This window comes from Actinoallomurus sp. NPDC052308, from assembly GCF_040679195.1.
GTDB lineage: Bacteria > Actinomycetota > Actinomycetes > Streptosporangiales > Streptosporangiaceae > Actinoallomurus > Actinoallomurus liliacearum.
Genome location: NZ_JBFAUM010000009.1, coordinates 132,245 through 147,725 on the forward strand (window position 1 = coordinate 132,245; position 15,481 = coordinate 147,725).

Genomic DNA, 15,481 nt, shown 5'->3' on the forward strand with positions numbered 1-15,481 from the left:
CTCCCTGGAAGGTGATCGGTGGACGTCAGCGCAGGGTCACCGCGATGGGCAGGGCGGCGAACCCCCGTACGTTGATCGAGTGCACGCGCACCGCGTTCGCGGCGTCGATCTCGTACTCGCGCACGCGGCGCACGAACTCGGTCAAGGCGATCCGCGCCTCGAGGCGTGCCAGGTTGGCGCCCAGGCAGAAGTGACGGCCGCCGCCGAAGCTGATCAGCGCGGAGGTGTCGCGCTCCAGGTCGTAGGTGTCGGGGTCGGGGAAGACCGACGGATCGCGGTTGGCCGAGCCCACGAGCAGCAGCATCCGCGCGCCCGCCGGCACGACGCGGCCGTACAGCTCGGTGTCCCGGGCGACGGTACGGACGATCATCTGGCTGGACGTGTCGTACCGCAGCGTCTCCTCCCGCCAGGCGACGACCCGCGCGGGGTCGGCCAGCGGCTTGGCGAGCTGCGCGGGGTTCCGCCGGCCCCAGTAGAGCGCGTTGGCGAGCAGCTTGGTCGTGGTCTCGTTGCCCGCCACGACCATGAGGAAGAGAAAGGCGATGATCTCCTGCTCGCTCAGCCGGTCACCGCCCTCCTCGGCGGCCAGCAGCGCGGAGGTCAGGTCGGCGCCCGGCCTGCGGCGGCGTTCGGCGACCAGGTCCTGGTAGTACACGGCCAGCGTGAGCGCGGCCTCCATGCCGGCGGGCGGCACGTCGCCCAGGCCCTCCTCGCGGTGGACCACGAGGTCCGCGAGCCGCCGTAACTCGTCGCGGTCGGCCTGCGGGATGCCCATCAGCTCCGAGATGACGTCCATCGGGAGCCGGCCGGCGAAGTCGGCGACCACGTCGAACTCGCCCCTGGCCAGCGCGGGTTCGAGGTGGCGGCGGGTCAGCCGCAGGATGTCGTCTTCGAGCTCGCGTACGCGGCGCGGCGTGAAGCCCTTCGAGACCAGGGACCGCATCCGCGTGTGGGTGGGCGGATCCATGGCCAGGAAGGACATGGTCCGGTGCGCGGCCGGGCCCCACGCGCTCGGATCGAGGGAGACGCCGTTCGCACTGGAGAACCGCTCGTGGTCGCGGAAGGCGGCGGCCACGTCGGCGTGGCGGGAGATCGCCCAGAAGTCGAGCTCGTCGTTGCGGTAGAGCGGAGCGTGCGCGCGCAGCCGCGCGTACGCCGGATAGGGGTCTTCGTGGATCGCGTAGTCGTAGGGGTTGTAGGAGACCTCGAGGGTAGAGGCCACGGTGGTCACCTCACAGCAGGAGTCCGGCCACTTCGGCGAGCCGGTCGGCGATCTGCGCGTAGGACGTGTAACCCATGCCGGCGTGGACGAGGGCGCCCGCGTAGGCGAACTCCAGCGCGCCCAGCACCCGTTCGTCGGCCTCCGGGGAAAGCGCGTCCTGGAGGCGGCGGCGGATGAGCACGCCGATGCGCCCGCGCAGTTCCCGCACGTCGGGGTCGGTGCCGAGCAGCGCGGTCGTGCAGGCGGCGGCGAGCTCGGGTTCGTCGGAGACCAGGAAGGTGATCTCCCGCAGCACCTCGATCACCCGCTCTCGCGGTCCTTCCCGCGCGGGGTCGACCGGCGGCAGTGTGTTCAGTCGCCGCCAGAACACCTCGGCGATCAGGTGGTTCTTCGACGTGAAGTAGGTGTACGCGGTGGCGGGCGCGACCCCGGCGCGGCGCGCGACGTTGCGGACGGTCAGCCCGTCGACGCCGGTCCGGCGGACCTCCTCGACCGCCGCGTCGGTCAGCCGGCGCACCGTGTCGGCCTGGCGGTCGGTCAGCCGCCGCCGGGTCGCCTCCGTCATCGCGTCACTGGACATGTGTCCAGACACTAGTTCGGTAAGTGATGGCGTACAAGGTCTCGCGGCTGGTAATTTGACCAAGCGTTCGCTCAACACGGGAGCCCGGGATGGCGGAAGAGGCGCAGGAGTCCGACCGCACCTTCACGATCGACCGGCTCGGCCGGCAGGAGCTGTGCGTGCTGGGCCGGGAGTGGCTGCTGCACGGGCACCTGCAGGACCGGATCGGCATGCCGCTGCTGCTCGAGCACGTCGACCGGGAGACGATGCAGCAGGTCGCGATCGACGAGTGGATGGCGGCGAGCCCGGTGTACGCGCTGCGGGTGCAGCGCGCGCTGGGCTTCGGCGGCACCGGCGTCGACGTCATCTTCAAGAACATGCAGCTCGACATCGGCGCGCCGCACCAGTTCCTCGACTTCCGCTACCGGCTGCACGACGCGGCGAAGGGCGAGTTCTTCCTCGCCTCGTGCGGTGCGCTGCTGGACGTGGAGCCGATGGGCGAGGACTTCGTACGCGGGATGTGCCACACCATCGAGGACCCGACCTTCGACGCGACGGCGGGCGCGGTCAACCCGCACGCCAAGGTGCGCCCGGTGCACCGGCCGCCGCGGGTCCCCGCCGACCGGTGGCCGCACTGCCGGTGGACCGTCTTCGTCGACGACGACGGTCCCCCGGCACGCCCGCACCCGAACCTGCCGCTCGTCCAGGCGTCGCTGGCGGCGAACGTGACCCTGCCCGCGCCCCCGCCGGCCGAGGACGCCGAGCCCGGTGGCCGGCCCGACTACGGCGGGCCGTTCGACCCGGGCTTCCAGTTCGAGGATCTGTCGCACACCGCCCTGCGGGTCGCGCTCGGGGAGGTCGCGATCCAGAGCCACCTGCTGTTCCGCAGCTTCCTGATCGCCGTCGAACAGCGCCTCGGCCCCGACGTCGCCCGCTCCTTCACGCCGCGCATGCTCGCCGGCCTCGGCGCGCTGACCTCGGGGCGGCTGCGGCGCGCGCTACGCGTCGGCGGCGGGGTCGAGGGCGTCGTCCGGCTGCTGCGGGTGCACCCGATGCTGGCGCCCGTCGGCTACACCGACATCGCCTGCGAACGGCTCGCGCCGGACCGCCTGCGGGTCGCGCTGCGCGAGTGCCCGCTGACCGCCGAGCCCGACGGGCGTACCTGGCTGGCACCACTGGAGGACGAGCGACACGGTCCGGCGGCGTTCGGCGCGCTCGTGCGGGGCGGCGAGCCACGGGCGCGGGTACGGCACACCGCCGTACGCGCGGGCGAGAGGGTGGCCTTCGAGATCGCGGTGGAACCGGGCGCCGAGCCCGCGCCCGAACCGCCCGAGGTCGGGCTCACCAGACTCAGCACCGGCGCGGCCTTCCGGTTCCGCGCGCGCCGCCCGCTGCGCGGCTGACGCGGTGCGGCTCACGGGTCAGGCTGACGCGGTGAGCCGCACGCGGACATGCTGACGCGCCGAGGGTCACGCGGCCGAGCGGCGTACGGGCGTGAAGCGCACCGGCATGGCCTCGTACCCGGACACGAAGTTCGCGGGCCGGTGGGCGGGCTCGTCCCGGCTGAGGGGCTCCAGGTCCGGCAGGCGGATGAGCAGCCGCTCGAACAGGACGGTCAGCTCCAGCCGCGCGAGGCTGTTGCCCAGGCAGAAGTGCGGGCCGTTCCCGAAGGCGAGGTGCTCGTTCGGCGTGCGCGTGACGTCGAAGACGTCCGGGTCGGCGAAGACCCGCGGGTCCCGGTTCGCGCTCGGGTACAGCAGGAGGAGTTTGTCGCCCTCGGCGACGCGCCGATCGTGCAGCACGGTGTCGCGCGTCGCGGTGCGCGCCATGTTCTTGATCGGCGAGACCCAGCGGAGCATCTCCTCCACGGCGGTCGGGATCAGCGCCGGCTCGTCGACCAGCTTCTGCCGCTGCTCGGGATGGAGGAAAAGCTGCCACGCGCCGCCGGAGATGACATGCCGGGTGGTCTCGTCCCCGCCGATCAGGATGAGCAGGGACTCCTGGATGAGCGACTCGTGGTCGAGGCGCTCGCCGTTCACCGTCGCGTTGATCAGCACGCTGATGAGGTCGTCGCGCGGGCAGGCGCGCCGGTCGGCGATGGTGCTCGACGCGAACTCGGTGAAGCCCGTGAACGCCCGGGTGGCGTGCTCCAGCAGCCCGGGATCGTCGCCGCCCGTGAGGGCGCGCAGCATGTCGTCGGACCAGGTGAGCAGCGACTCGCGCTCCTCACGCGGGAAACCGAGCGCGTCGCCGATGACGATCAGCGGGAGCTGCGCGGCGATGTCGTGCACGAAGTCGCACTCGCCGCTCTCGCACACGGAGTCGATGATCTCGTCGCAGATCCGCCGCAGGTACTCCCGCTGCGCCGCGACCCGCCGTGGGGTGAATCCGGCGCTGACGAGCTTCCGCCTGAGCTTGTGCTCGGGATCGTCCATGTCGATCATCATCGGCAGGTTGGAGGTGTCCGGGCGGATGCCCTCACCACTGCAGAAGACGTCCGGCCGGCGGGAGACGGACTTGACGTCGGCGTAGCTCGCGACGCCCCACGTCCGGCTGTTCGGGTCCCAGTAGACGGGTGCGTTCTCCCGCATCCAGCGCAGTTCCGCGTGGGGGTTGCGGCCCCAGAAGTCGCCGCTGGTCAGGTTGATGGCGTCGTTGACGGGCTGTTCGGGCATGGACGTCCTCCTGGGCCCGGGGAATCGGCTCACCAAAGGGGCACGGGGGTCTGGCCGCGCTTGTAGTAGCCGGGGATCGGCCCGCCCGCGGCGGCGCGGTCCAGGCGTCTGCGCATGCCGTCCGACAGGGCGTCCGCCTTCATCATCTCGACGAAGAGGGAGGTGACGTTGCCGAGATCGAACCAGTCCCGCTGCCAGCACCACTGCCGGTCCCCCGCGTACCGGAACCAGCTACCGCCGATCCCCGCGACCTCGTACGGGCCGCCGTCGGAACGGCGCGCGTCGGCGACCTGCCTCCAGAACCCGACGACCTCGCCCTTGCGCTCGTCGATGAGGATGCTCTGGTACGGGTAGGACCAGCCGTCCAGGCCGCCCATCTCACTGCCGAGGGCCAGTTCGCGGATCTCCTCGCGCCCGACGGCCATGAAGTCCTGGTCGGAGCCGACGTTCCAGCCGTACGTCGCGTCCTCGGTGTACAGGTCGGCGAGCGGGCGCCAGTCGCCGATCTCCTCGCAGCGCCGGTTGGTCTCGAGCCAGTGCCGGACCATGTCGTCCAGCTCGTCGCGGGAGTGACCCGCCATGCTGACCTCCTCGGTGTCAGGGCGTGGTGGGCTTGAGGGTGAGGGCTCCGGTGGGGCAGTACCGCACGGCCGCCTCGGCCTCGGCGCGGGCGTCCTCGGGAGGCTCCGGATCCAGCAGGCGGACCCTGCCCCGGCGCTCGACCGCGAACAGGTCAGGCGCCTCCAGCTCGCACATCGCGTGGCCCTGGCACAGATCCAGGTCGACCTCGATCCTCACGAACGCCTCTTCCGGTAGGTGACGGCACACGGCCGGGCGAGCTGGACGACCATCTTGCTGTGGTCGTTCCGGTACGAGCCGGGATCCTGGGTGAGCTCGAACTCCCAGTCGCGCAGCAGCACCGAGAAGATCGCCTTGAGCTGGATCATCGCGAAGCCGGCGCCCACGCACCGGTGCCGCCCGGCGCCGAACGGCACCCACGTCCACCGGTTGACCAGGTCCTCCTCGCGGCCCTTCCCGTACCGTTCCGGCCGGAAGGCGTCGGGGTCGGGGAAGTCGGCCGGGATGCGGTTCGAGACCGCCACCGAGCAGCCGACCATCGTCCCGGCCGGGATCGTCTCGCCGAGGACCCGCTGCTCGGTCTTCGCCACCCGCAGCAGGAGGATCAGCGGCGGGTGCAGCCGCAGCGCCTCCTTGATCGCCGATTCCAGCCGGGGGATCTCCCGGAGCGCCTGGAAGCTGATCTCCGAGCCGTCCGCGTACAGGTCGTCGAGCTCGGCGACCACGTCCCGCATGACGTCCGGGTGGCGCAGCAGCTCGATCAGCGTCCAGGCCGCGGTGCCCGAGCTGGTGTGGTGGCCCGCGAACATCATTGAGATGAACATCCCGGTGACCTGGTCCGCGGTGAACTTCGGCGTGCCGTCCGGCTCGCGTATCGACATCAGCACGTCGAGCAGGTCGCGGTCCTCGCGCGGCGGTCGCGACGGTCGCGAGTCCATGATCTGCCGCACCGACTCGACCAGGGCGAGCCGCGCGCGGTCGCGGCGGCGGAAGCTCTCGATGTCCGCGTACGGGTCGACGTAGGCGATGGCATCGGTGCCGCGCTCGAGGTCGTGGTAGAGCTCGGCGAAGCGCCGGTCGAGCCGGTCGCGGAACTTCTTGCCGATCAGGCACGCGGACGAGGTGTAGATGGTCAACTCGGCGAACCAGTCGAGCAGGTCGATCCGCCCCGACTCGCCCCAGGGGGCGACCATGCGCTCGACCTCGGCGGCGATGGTGGCGGCATGCCCCTTTAAGTACGCGCCCTTGAGGGCCTGGTTGTGCAGGGCCTCGCGGCGCTGCTCCGGCGTGGCGTCGAAGACCACGCCCTCGCCGAAGATCGGCGTCATGAACGGATAGGCCTCGGCCTGGTCGAGGTCCTCCTCCGGGGCCCGGAAGAAGAACTCGTTGGCCTCCGCGCCGGACAGCAGGGCGACCGGCCGGCCCGCCAGTATGAACCGGCCGACGTCGCCGCACTCCTCCCGTACGCGGCGCATCAGGGCGATCGGGTCGGTGCGCAACTCCTCGAGATGGTCGGGACCTCCGGAAACGGTCTTCATCACGACTCCAGGGCTCGCTTCTCCCCCGTACGGGACTGCCCGGCATACGAGAGTACATATTCTGAAAACATGTACTGTCAAGGCCGAGTGACGTGATCGACGCGGTTCCGGCCGGTCTGGTGAAATGGGGCCATGCGCACGCACGGGTGGCGGGGCGATCCGCCGAAGAGTGACGATGATGCGCGCCGGCGCATCATCGACGCGACCGCCCGCTGCGTGGACCGGTACGGCGCCCGCAAGACCGGCCTCACCGACGTCGCCGAGGAGCTCGGGGTCACCCGCGCGACGATCTACCGGTACTACCGCAACATCGAAGAGCTGATCAAAGCCACCTCGCTGGCCGCCGCCGATGAGTTCACCGACCGGCTGATCGCGCACGTCGCGCCGTTCACCGAGCCCGCCGACATCCTCATCGAGGCCCTGGCGTTCACCATCGAGCGGGTGCCCGTCGAGCCGCACGTGGGCCTGCTGCTGGCCACCGGCCGCACGGCCAGCTTCGGCGCCGAGATGCTGTCGCCGGTCGCCATCCGCCTCACCCGTGAGCTGCTGGAACGCCTCTCGATCGACTGGCCGGCGCACGGGTACGACGACGCGGAACTGAGCGGTCTGGCCGAGTTCCTGCTACGCCTGCTGCACTCCTACATCCCCGGCCCGCAGCACCGGTGGACGGCCGCCGAGGACCCACGGCCCTTCCTCCGCCGCTGGCTGATCCCCGCGTTCGCCGCCGCCGTTCGTCCCGAGGACAGGGTGCGGTACGCGGGGTGACTCCCGGGCCGGGAGCCACCCCGCGTCTCGTCGGGTCAGCCGTTCCAGACCTGGAGGCTGGAGATCTGGCCGGCCGGCCAGCCGGTGTTCGCGGTGACGTTGACCCGGAAGTACCGCTGGGTGGTCGCGGTGATCGGGATGGTCACCGTGTTGTTGCTCGCGGGGTCGAAGGTGTAGGCGGCGGACGACTTGAGCGTGGTGAAGTTACTCCCGTCCGTACTGCCGAGGACGGACAGCGTCTGGGTGCGCGCGCCCCAGGACGCCGGCAGTTGCAGGACGATCCGGTCGGCGCTCTGCGCGGAGCCGAGGTCGACCTGGACCCACTGCGGGAAGGCGTTGTTGGCGCTCTCCCAGTAGGTGTCCTGGTTGCCGTCGGTGACGTTGCTCGACGGGTAGACGTCGTTGTGGCTGGACTCGCCGGTGGGCTTGCCCGCCGCGAGGTCGGTGGCCGTGCCGCCCGTACCGGTTCCGGTCAGCGCGACGGTCGTCGGGCTGTTGGTCGCGTTGCTGTTGACGGTCAGCGTGCCGGTGCGCGTACCGGACGCCGTCGGACGGAAGCTCACGTTCGCGGTGCAGGACGCGCCGGCCGAAAGGGAGCTGCCGCAGTTGTTCGTCATCGAGTAGTCGCCGGTGGCCACGACCGACGACAGCGACGCCGCCGCCGAGCCGGTGTTCGTGATCGTCACGGCCTTCGCCGCGCTGGTCGTGTTCACCGCCTGGCTCCCGAAGCTCAGCGACGTCGGGGCGGCGCTGAGCGTCGCGGAGCCGCCGGACGAGCTCCCGCTCGGGTAGACCTCGAGCTCGGAGGCCTGAGCGGCGTTCCAGCCGGAGTTGGCGGTGAAGTTGACGCGGACGTACCGGGCGTTCGTGGCCGGCACCGGGATGTTCACCACGTTCGTCGGCGAGGTGAACGTGTACGTCGCGGAGCCCACGGCGGTGCCGAAGCTCGAGCCGTCGGTACCGGTCAGCACCGACAGGGTCTGCGTGCGCGTGCCCCAGGCCGAGGACGGCGGCAGCTTCAGCGTGACCTTCCCGATGCTGTAGGCGGCGCCGAGGTCGACCTGCAGCCACTGCGGCCACGAGCCGTTCGCGCTCTCCCAGTACGTGTTGGCGTCGCCGTCGGTCGCGGTCGAGGCGGTCTGCGTGCCGTTCACCTCGCTGCTCGCCGTGGCCGTCCGGCCGCGGGCGAGGTTGGTGTCGGTGCCGATGCCGCTGCCGGTCAGGGCGACCGTCGTCGGGCTGTTGTTGGCGTTACTGGTGATCGTGACGTTGCCCGTACGGGTGCCGGACGCGGACGGGGTGAACTTCACGGTCACCGTGCAGGACGCGCCGACCGCCAGGGTCGAGCAGTTGTTGGTCTGGGTGTAGTCGCCGCTCGCGCTGACGCCCGACACGGTGGCCGACGTCGTGCCCGTGTTGGTGACCGTGACGGCCTGCGTCGCCGACGACTGGCCGACGAGCGTGCCGGGGAAGCTCAGGCTCGCCGGGTTCGGGCTGAGGATCGGCCCGGGCGCGACGCCCGTGCCGGACAGCGGGACGGTGTTGGTGATCCCGGACGCCGTGATGCTCAGGTTGCCGGTGCGCGAGCCTGTCGCGGTCGGGCTGAACTTGACGCCGACCGTGCAGGACGCGCCCGCCGCGATCGAGCTGCCGCAGGTGTTGGTCTGGCTGAAGTCACCGCTCGTGGTGATCGAGCCGACCGGGGCGGCGGCGGTGCCGCTGTTGGTGACGGTCACGTTCTGCGCGGCGCTCGTGGAGCCGGTCGCCACACTGCCGAAGCCGAGGGCGGTGGGGCTGATGGAGATCAGCGATCCGTTGTCCGGCAGGTACGGCGGGAAGGTGGGGTTGGTGATGTTCTGGCATGCCGTCGAGCCGACGACACCGGAGTTGCCGCCCCCATCGGTCAGGGTGAAGCCGACGCCGCAGTTGTAGATCGGCGCGGGCGCCTGCGTTCCGGTGGCGGTGCTGTTGGTGATCTTGGCCGAGCCGCCGACCTGCTCCTGCACGACCCAGGTCCCGGTGTTCTGGATCGTCGCGTTGTTGATGGAGACGTTGGTGATGCTGGAGCCCGAGACGAACTGGATCGCCTCGAACGGGCTCTGCTGGATGAGGATGTCGTCGACGTTGACCTGACCGCTCATCGCCGCGTCCCGCGCGTCGAACCACAGCGCGCCGACGCCGAAGTTCCAGTTCGGGTCGAGACTGCCCGAACGGATGATCGTGTTGCGCAGCACGTCGGTGCGGCCCAGCGGGGTCGAGCTGAAGCGCTGCGCGACGTGGATGCCGCCGCCCTGGGTGAGGCCGGCGTCGATGACCCGGTTGTCGGCGACGGTGTTGTCGTGGCCGCCGTAGATGGCGATGCCGTTGGCGAGGATCGGGTACTGCACGGTGTCGTGGTCGAACGAGTCGTTCGCGTCGGCGTTGGTGTCGGACCAGGTCGCCAGGCCGTCGTCACCGAGGTTGCGCAGGTCGCTGTTGGTCACCTTCGAGGCGGTCACGCCGTCGTGGAAGTTGACGCCGTCCGCCGTCGTGTCGCGGATCCGCATGCCGCTGAAGACGAGGTTGGTCATGGGCCCGTCCATCCAGGCGCCGACCTTCTCGTGCTCGATCCAGATCCGGTCGACGGTGGAGTTGCTGAGCGCGCCGCCGATGCCGTTGACCTGGGCGCCGTCGTTGCGCTCCTGGACGTCGCCGAAGATGGCGAAGTCCGCGAGGTGGACGCCGCTGCTGCCGTTCGGCGCGTAGTTGCCGTAGAAGCCGGGGGCCGCGCCGACGATCGTCGAGTGCCACATGCCCGCGCCCTTGATCGTGACGTTGTCGAGGACGAGGTGGCCCGGGATCTTGAAGGTGCCCTCGGGGATCCAGACGGTGCCACCGGCCCCCGCCGCGGAGATCGCCGCGTTGAACGCCGCGGTGGAGTCCGCGTTGCCGGTCGGGTCGGCGCCCTTGCCGGTCACCGAGACCGAGCCGGACGGCTGGGACAGGGCTCCCGAGACGTTCTCGAAGTCGGCGAAGTCGATCGTGTAGGAGGAGGCGGTGTTCCCCGCGTCGACCTGCAGCCGGAACTTCGTGCCCGCCGGGTAGGTGGTCGGGAAGAGACGGTGCGCCTCGTCGTAGAAGTGGTGCGGGTTGCTCCCCGGCGTGTTCGTGAACGGATAACCGCCGTAGTACCAGCTGTACGCGTTGGTCAGCGTGAAGTCGCTCTGCTTGGTCCCGTTGACGTAGAAGGACAGCGGGGCCGTGTAGACCGAGCCGTTGGAACTGTCCGGGATGCTGTAGCGGAAGACGATCGAGTTCGTGGCGACCGGGGTGGTGAACTCGACGTACTTGCCGCTGCCCTGCAGGGTCACGGCCTTGCGGTAGGAGGCCTCGGCGGGCAGCGTGTTGTAGGCCGCGCTCGGGCCGATGACCGTGCCGTTGGTCGTGGCGTTCTCCGCCTGGACCTCGACGTACGGCAGTGTCGCGCCGACGCCGCCGCTCGCGGCCGCGTCGGCGGGCCCGGCCGACAGCAGGACGAGGCCGGCGGCGACGAGCAGGCCGCTGAGGAGGGCGCCGAGACGGGTTCGGCGTCTCGCGTACTGATCGGACATGTACGGCTCACTCTCGGTGAGGCCCCGGAAGGTCACGGACCTGGAGAGGCCCCGCGCGCACGCTGCGGCGGGAGCCGGGCACCGGAGGCCGCCGCACGGACGAGTGCGGACGCCGGCGGGTTGGGGCGATCCAGATCGAGGGCCGTGACGGGGCGGGGCTGAGGCGGGGTGGAGCGTGTTACAGGGAAGGTAACTCCCGTGACACACAAGCGCAATATCCAGACAAATACCTGCATCTTCCAATCAGTAACGCGAAAAAACTCGATGTGCGGTCCTCTCGTGGATGCCCGCTTCCCGCCGTACGGGGCCGGCCGGACCGGCGATCGGAACGACCCCCTCCCACCTGGTGCTTTCACCGGCGGCCGATTCGCGCTGCCGTGGGTTGACGGCCGTCACCGGTGGTCACGACGATGACCACGTCGCGTGCGCCGGCACCGGCGGGCGGCGCACGCGCTCGGCAGAGAGGGGATTTCCGTATGGGGCGGCCAGGGGGCGAGCGGCCGACGCTGGAGAGCGTCGCGGCTCGGGCGGGTGTATCGCGGGCGACGGTGTCCCGCGTGGTGAACGGCCTGTCCGTGACGCGGGCGAGCGAGGAGTCGGTGCGCCGCGCCATCGAGGAGCTGGGCTACGTGCCGAACCACGCCGCGCGGACCCTGATGACCCGGCGCACCGACCTGTTCGCGCTGGTGGTGCCCGAGCCGACGACCCGCGTGTTCTCCGCCGACCGCTTCTTCGCCGGTCTCGTCCAGGGGATCAGCCAGGAACTGGAGGCGGCGGACAAGCAGCTCGTGCTGATGCTGGCCGGATCGGCCGCGAGCCACGACCGGATCGAGCGGTCGGTGGCCGCCCGCCACGTCGACGGAGTGATGCTCTCCTCGCTGCACGGCGCCGATCCGCTCCCCGCCGTGCTGACCCGGATCGGGATCCCCGTCGTGTGCAACGAACGCCCCCTCGGCACCGTCTCCGTCCCGTACGTCGGCGTGGACAACCACGGCGGCGCGGTCGCGGCGGTGCGCCACCTGCTCGGCTCGGGACGGCGCCGGATCGCCACGATCGCCGGTCCGCCGGACATGGTCGCGGGGATCGACCGGCTGGCCGGCTACCGGGAGGCTCTGCGGGAGGAGGGGCGGCCGCCCATCGTGGAGGTCGGCGACTTCACCCACGGCTCCGGCGCGGAGGCGATGCGGCGGCTGCTCGCGGCCGAACCGGAGCTCGACGCGGTCTTCGCCGCGTCGGACCTGATGGCCGGCGGCGCGCTGGAGACGTTGCGGCGGGCGGGCCGCCGGGTGCCGGACGATGTCGCGGTCATCGGCTTCGACGACGCCGACCTGGCGCGGGACACCGACCCGCCGTTGACGACCGTCCGGCAGCCGATCCTCGAGATCGGCCGCCGGATGGCACGCCAGTTGCTGAGCCTGGTGGGCGGTGCGGAGATCGAGCCCGTCGTCACCCTGCCCACCGAGCTGGTCGTCCGGGAGTCGGCCTGAGGGGTGTCCGGTGAATCCGTGTCCGGACACCCCTCAGGCCGCGGGCCCGGGGGTCAGGATCCGAAGACCTGGAACTCCCAGAGCGAGTAGCCGTACGGAGTCCCCCGCTGAGTCCCGTACATCCGCACGTAGCGGCCGGAGCCGGAGACGCTCACGTCCTGCACGCCTCCGGTGCCGCTGCTGGTCGAGTAGACGGGGGTCCAGTTCGAGCCGTCGTTGGACGTCTGGATCTGGAACGCCTTGCCGTAGGCGGCCTCCCAGTTCAGCACGACGTGGCTGAGCTGGTGCACCGCGCCCAGGTCGACCTGGAGCCACTGCGGGTCGCTGAAAGCGCTGGACCAGCGGGACGAGGTGTCGCCGTCCGTGGCGTTCGCCGCGGCGGTACCCGGCGCCTCGGTCGAGGAGGCGGTCGTCGGCCTCCCCTGGGACAGGTTCGTGCCGGTCCCGCCGCCACCGCCGGGCGCCTTGTTGTAGACGGCCACGTAGTCGACGTTCAGCTGGCCGCCGGACACGGTCGCGGAGTTGGGACCGCCGCCGAAGGCGTCCGGAAAGCCGCCGCCCATCGCGAGGTCGAAGATGATGAAGAAGGGGTGGTCGACGGCGTTCGCCCACGTCGTGGCGTCCACGCGGTTCGCGCTCAACGTGAAGTAGTTGTTGCCGTCGAGGTACCAGCGGATCTGTTCCGGCGAGACGGACCGGTCGATCTGCACGGCGTAGGTGTGGTACCCGGTCTGGCAGCCGGAGCACGCGCGCTCCCCGCTGCCGATGCCGGTCGACTCGTTGCACGGCCCGCCGGGGTTGGTGCCGCAGTGCAGGGTGCCGAACACCGAGCTCCGGCCGTTGATGTCCTCCAGGATGTCGACCTCACCCGAGGTCGGCCACGGCGTGCCGCTGCGCAGCGTCGAGCCGAGCATCCAGAAGGCCGGCCAGTACCCGGCGCCGTTCGCCGTGGTCACGTTCGGCTGCTGGATCGAGGCCTGCATCATCACGACGCCGCCCGCGGGGGCGCCGAACGTCGCGGCCTGGGTCTCGATCCGGCCGGACGTCCAGCCGGCGCGCGGGTCCGAGCCCGAGTGCAGGGCCTTGAGGACGAGGTGTCCGGCGCCGTCCTGGTAGACGTTGGCCGTGCTGTTGGTCATCGTCTCGATCTCGCCGGTGCCGAAGCTGCTGCCCGGTCCGGTGTCGTACTTCCAGGTCCCGGTGTTCATACCGCTGCCGCTCGCGCCGGTGAAGTCGTCGCTCCAGGTCAGGCTGAAGCCCGCGGGCGGCGCCGGTACGGCGGCGGGCGCGGCGGCGCTCGCCCCGGCCGGCGTGGCGGTGGCGGACGCGGCGGTGGCGGGCACGGCGGTGGCGGCGGGGGTGATCAGGCCGACGGCGAGGACGAGCGCCCCGGCCGCGGCCCTGAGGCGGCCCTTCCACGCGGCGCGGCCGGTGGCCGGGGGCGCCTCGCGGCGGTGTCTCACGTGCCGTTCGAGATTCATGTGTGCTCCTTCACCGGGGGCGTACGGGGCGGGCCGTACGCCCCCGTTGGTGGGCGGGGGTCACCGTTGTGGTTCGGGGAGCGGCTTGGTCACCAGCCGACGGCGACGAGCAGGTACTGCGGGTTTCCGTGGGAGATGAACGAGGACTGGCCGGCGACGTCGTCGTAGGGGAAGCCGTAGGCCAGGTGGTCGATGGCGTGGTCGTGCCAGAACTTGGCGTAGTAGTTGGCCGGAGCCGCCTTGTAGTACTGGGTGGGGTCGGACCACTGCGACTGGGGCAGCTGGGCGACGTGGCGGTTCAGCGCGGCGCACATGTTCGGGTTGCTCGCCAGTGAGCCCGCGCAGCCGGTGATGTTCGAGGTGCTCTCGTTGACACCGACCGACTGGGCGTAGCTCGTGAAGTAGTTCGCGTACTGACCGCCGGCCCGGAACGCGCTGTCACTGCCCGGGGCGGGGATGTAGTACGGGGCCTGCACCGTGGCCAGGTGTTTGAACTCGGTCGGCACCTCGTTCTGGAACCGCTGGAAGGTCGCCGCGCGGTCCTCGGCGAACGTCGCCTGGTCCTCTCCCACCTGCGTGTCGTACCCGTCCTTGGCGTGCAGGCGCAGGGCCAGCTTCAGGCCGAACCCGTCGACGCGCGTGGTGTTGCCGTTGAACACCGCCGAACCGATCGTGAACTCGATGAAGTCGCGGTACTGGCTGGTCGGCGAGCCGAGGTAGAAGTACATCCGGCCGGCGGAGTTCGCGGGCATGTCGATGTACGGCTGCTCGGCGATCGAGTGCGTCTGCCCGTTCCAGCTCCAGTAGACCTGACTGTCGGGGTACTTGCCGTTCGTCCGGTTCAGGATCTTGAACATCAGGACGTTCTGGGCGGCCGGGATGCCGCTCGTGTCGCCCCAGAAGGAGTCCGGCGGTGGCGTCGTCGTGCTCCCGCTGTAGACCGCGAACTCCCAGAGCGAGTAGCCGTACTGGGTGCCGCGGGCGGTGCCGTACATCCGGATGTAGCGCCCGGTGCCGGTGACGCTCAGCGTCTGGGTGCCGCCGGTGCCGGTCGTGGTGCTGTAGATGGTGGTCCAGCCGGCGCTGGGGTTGTCGGACACCTGAATCTGGAAGGCCTTCCCGTACGCCGCCTCCCAGGTGAGCGTCACCTGGCAGATCTGCTGCGACGAGCCCAGGTCGATCTGCAGCCACTGCGGGTCGCTGAAGGCGCTGGACCAGCGCGTGCCGGTGTTCCCGTCCACGGCGGCCGTGGCGGGCGTGCCGGAGTTCTCGGTGGAGGACGCGGTCGCCGGACGGTTCAGCGCCACGTTGGTGCCACCGCAGGCGGCCGCCCGGGCCGACCGCGGGGTGGCCGCGAGGAGGCAGCCGGCGAGAAGCGTCAACCCGGCGCAGACGGCGGCCAGAACGTGCAGCGGTGTGCGGCGGCGTGCCGCCGAGCGGGGAACGGAGTGCATACAGGCTCCCTTTCGTGTGGAGGGAGATGGCGCGGGGCCGGCGGGGGCGGGCCCGAACGGCACCGCGCCAAGGCGGGGGGTTACGGCCCGACGGATGCCGTCGGAAACCGGCGGGAATGTTTCCTGAGAGC

The 15,481-nt window shown here is 70.9% G+C and carries 12 protein-coding genes; 3 read left to right on the plus strand and 9 right to left on the minus strand.

Annotated elements, in window-relative coordinates:
• Positions 1-25 precede the first annotated feature (25 nt).
• Positions 26-1,222 (minus strand): cytochrome P450, encoded by a 1,197-nt coding sequence (locus AB0L00_RS23125; RefSeq protein WP_364437654.1) that lies wholly within the window; start codon positions 1,220-1,222, stop codon positions 26-28.
• Positions 1,223-1,232: 10 nt separating this feature from the next.
• Positions 1,233-1,802 (minus strand): helix-turn-helix domain-containing protein, encoded by a 570-nt coding sequence (locus AB0L00_RS23130; RefSeq protein WP_364437657.1) that lies wholly within the window; start codon positions 1,800-1,802, stop codon positions 1,233-1,235.
• Positions 1,803-1,891: 89 nt separating this feature from the next.
• On the opposite strand from AB0L00_RS23130, the gene AB0L00_RS23135 reads away from it, so the two are divergent.
• A complete protein-coding gene (locus AB0L00_RS23135; RefSeq protein WP_364437660.1) occupies positions 1,892-3,184 on the plus strand; it encodes a hypothetical protein in 1,293 nt (430 codons plus the stop codon).
• A gap of 66 nt (positions 3,185-3,250) precedes the next feature.
• On the opposite strand, the gene AB0L00_RS23140 is transcribed toward AB0L00_RS23135, so the two are convergent.
• Genes AB0L00_RS23140 through AB0L00_RS23155 form a run of 4 tightly spaced genes read right to left on the minus strand, consistent with a single transcriptional unit; the run spans position 3,251 to position 6,573 of the window.
• On the minus strand, positions 3,251-4,456 hold the full coding sequence (locus AB0L00_RS23140; RefSeq protein WP_364437663.1) for a cytochrome P450: 1,206 nt from the start codon (positions 4,454-4,456) through the stop codon (positions 3,251-3,253).
• 29 nt (positions 4,457-4,485) lie between these two features.
• Complete coding sequence (locus AB0L00_RS23145) at positions 4,486-5,037, minus strand: hypothetical protein (RefSeq protein WP_364437666.1); 552 nt, start codon at positions 5,035-5,037, stop codon at positions 4,486-4,488.
• Positions 5,038-5,053: 16 nt separating this feature from the next.
• A complete protein-coding gene (locus AB0L00_RS23150) occupies positions 5,054-5,254 on the minus strand; it encodes a ferredoxin (protein ID WP_364437669.1) in 201 nt (66 codons plus the stop codon).
• On the minus strand, positions 5,251-6,573 hold the full coding sequence (locus AB0L00_RS23155; protein WP_364437672.1) for a cytochrome P450: 1,323 nt from the start codon (positions 6,571-6,573) through the stop codon (positions 5,251-5,253). The genes AB0L00_RS23150 and AB0L00_RS23155 overlap by 4 nt, the downstream gene beginning before the upstream one ends.
• 132 nt (positions 6,574-6,705) lie before the next feature.
• Here AB0L00_RS23155 and AB0L00_RS23160 point away from each other — a divergent pair, with 132 nt between their 5' ends.
• Positions 6,706-7,338 (plus strand): TetR/AcrR family transcriptional regulator, encoded by a 633-nt coding sequence (locus AB0L00_RS23160; protein WP_364437675.1) that lies wholly within the window; start codon positions 6,706-6,708, stop codon positions 7,336-7,338.
• A 35-nt stretch (positions 7,339-7,373) separates the two neighbouring features.
• Here the strand turns inward: AB0L00_RS23160 and AB0L00_RS23165 are convergent, their stop codons facing one another.
• Positions 7,374-10,928 carry a choice-of-anchor D domain-containing protein gene (locus AB0L00_RS23165; protein WP_364437678.1) on the minus strand — a complete coding sequence of 1,185 codons (3,555 nt, stop codon included), beginning with the start codon at positions 10,926-10,928 and terminating at the stop codon, positions 7,374-7,376.
• Between the two features lie 476 nt (positions 10,929-11,404).
• Between AB0L00_RS23165 and AB0L00_RS23170 the strand changes: the two genes are divergently transcribed.
• Positions 11,405-12,415 (plus strand): LacI family DNA-binding transcriptional regulator, encoded by a 1,011-nt coding sequence (locus AB0L00_RS23170; protein WP_364437681.1) that lies wholly within the window; start codon positions 11,405-11,407, stop codon positions 12,413-12,415.
• Between the two features lie 53 nt (positions 12,416-12,468).
• Here the strand turns inward: AB0L00_RS23170 and AB0L00_RS23175 are convergent, their stop codons facing one another.
• Both AB0L00_RS23175 and AB0L00_RS23180 read right to left on the minus strand, forming a co-directional pair.
• Complete coding sequence (locus AB0L00_RS23175) at positions 12,469-13,896, minus strand: discoidin domain-containing protein (RefSeq protein WP_364437684.1); 1,428 nt, start codon at positions 13,894-13,896, stop codon at positions 12,469-12,471.
• An 89-nt stretch (positions 13,897-13,985) separates the two neighbouring features.
• Positions 13,986-15,350: a beta-1,3-glucanase family protein gene (locus AB0L00_RS23180; protein ID WP_364437687.1), complete on the minus strand. Its 1,365-nt coding sequence runs from the start codon at positions 15,348-15,350 to the stop codon at positions 13,986-13,988.
• Between the last annotated feature and the right edge of the window lie 131 nt (positions 15,351-15,481).

Coding starts and splice junctions, on each gene's coding strand:
- AB0L00_RS23130 (WP_364437657.1), bottom strand. CDS start 1,802: ATGTCCAGTGACGCGATGACGGAGGCGACCCGGCGGCGGCTGACCGAC.
- AB0L00_RS23135 (WP_364437660.1), top strand. CDS start 1,892: ATGGCGGAAGAGGCGCAGGAGTCCGACCGCACCTTCACGATCGACCGG.
- AB0L00_RS23140 (WP_364437663.1), bottom strand. CDS start 4,456: ATGCCCGAACAGCCCGTCAACGACGCCATCAACCTGACCAGCGGCGAC.
- AB0L00_RS23145 (WP_364437666.1), bottom strand. CDS start 5,037: ATGGCGGGTCACTCCCGCGACGAGCTGGACGACATGGTCCGGCACTGG.
- AB0L00_RS23155 (WP_364437672.1), bottom strand. CDS start 6,573: ATGAAGACCGTTTCCGGAGGTCCCGACCATCTCGAGGAGTTGCGCACC.
- AB0L00_RS23160 (WP_364437675.1), top strand. CDS start 6,706: ATGCGCACGCACGGGTGGCGGGGCGATCCGCCGAAGAGTGACGATGAT.
- AB0L00_RS23165 (WP_364437678.1), bottom strand. CDS start 10,928: ATGTCCGATCAGTACGCGAGACGCCGAACCCGTCTCGGCGCCCTCCTC.
- AB0L00_RS23170 (WP_364437681.1), top strand. CDS start 11,405: ATGGGGCGGCCAGGGGGCGAGCGGCCGACGCTGGAGAGCGTCGCGGCT.
- AB0L00_RS23175 (WP_364437684.1), bottom strand. CDS start 13,896: ATGAATCTCGAACGGCACGTGAGACACCGCCGCGAGGCGCCCCCGGCC.
- AB0L00_RS23180 (WP_364437687.1), bottom strand. CDS start 15,350: ATGCACTCCGTTCCCCGCTCGGCGGCACGCCGCCGCACACCGCTGCAC.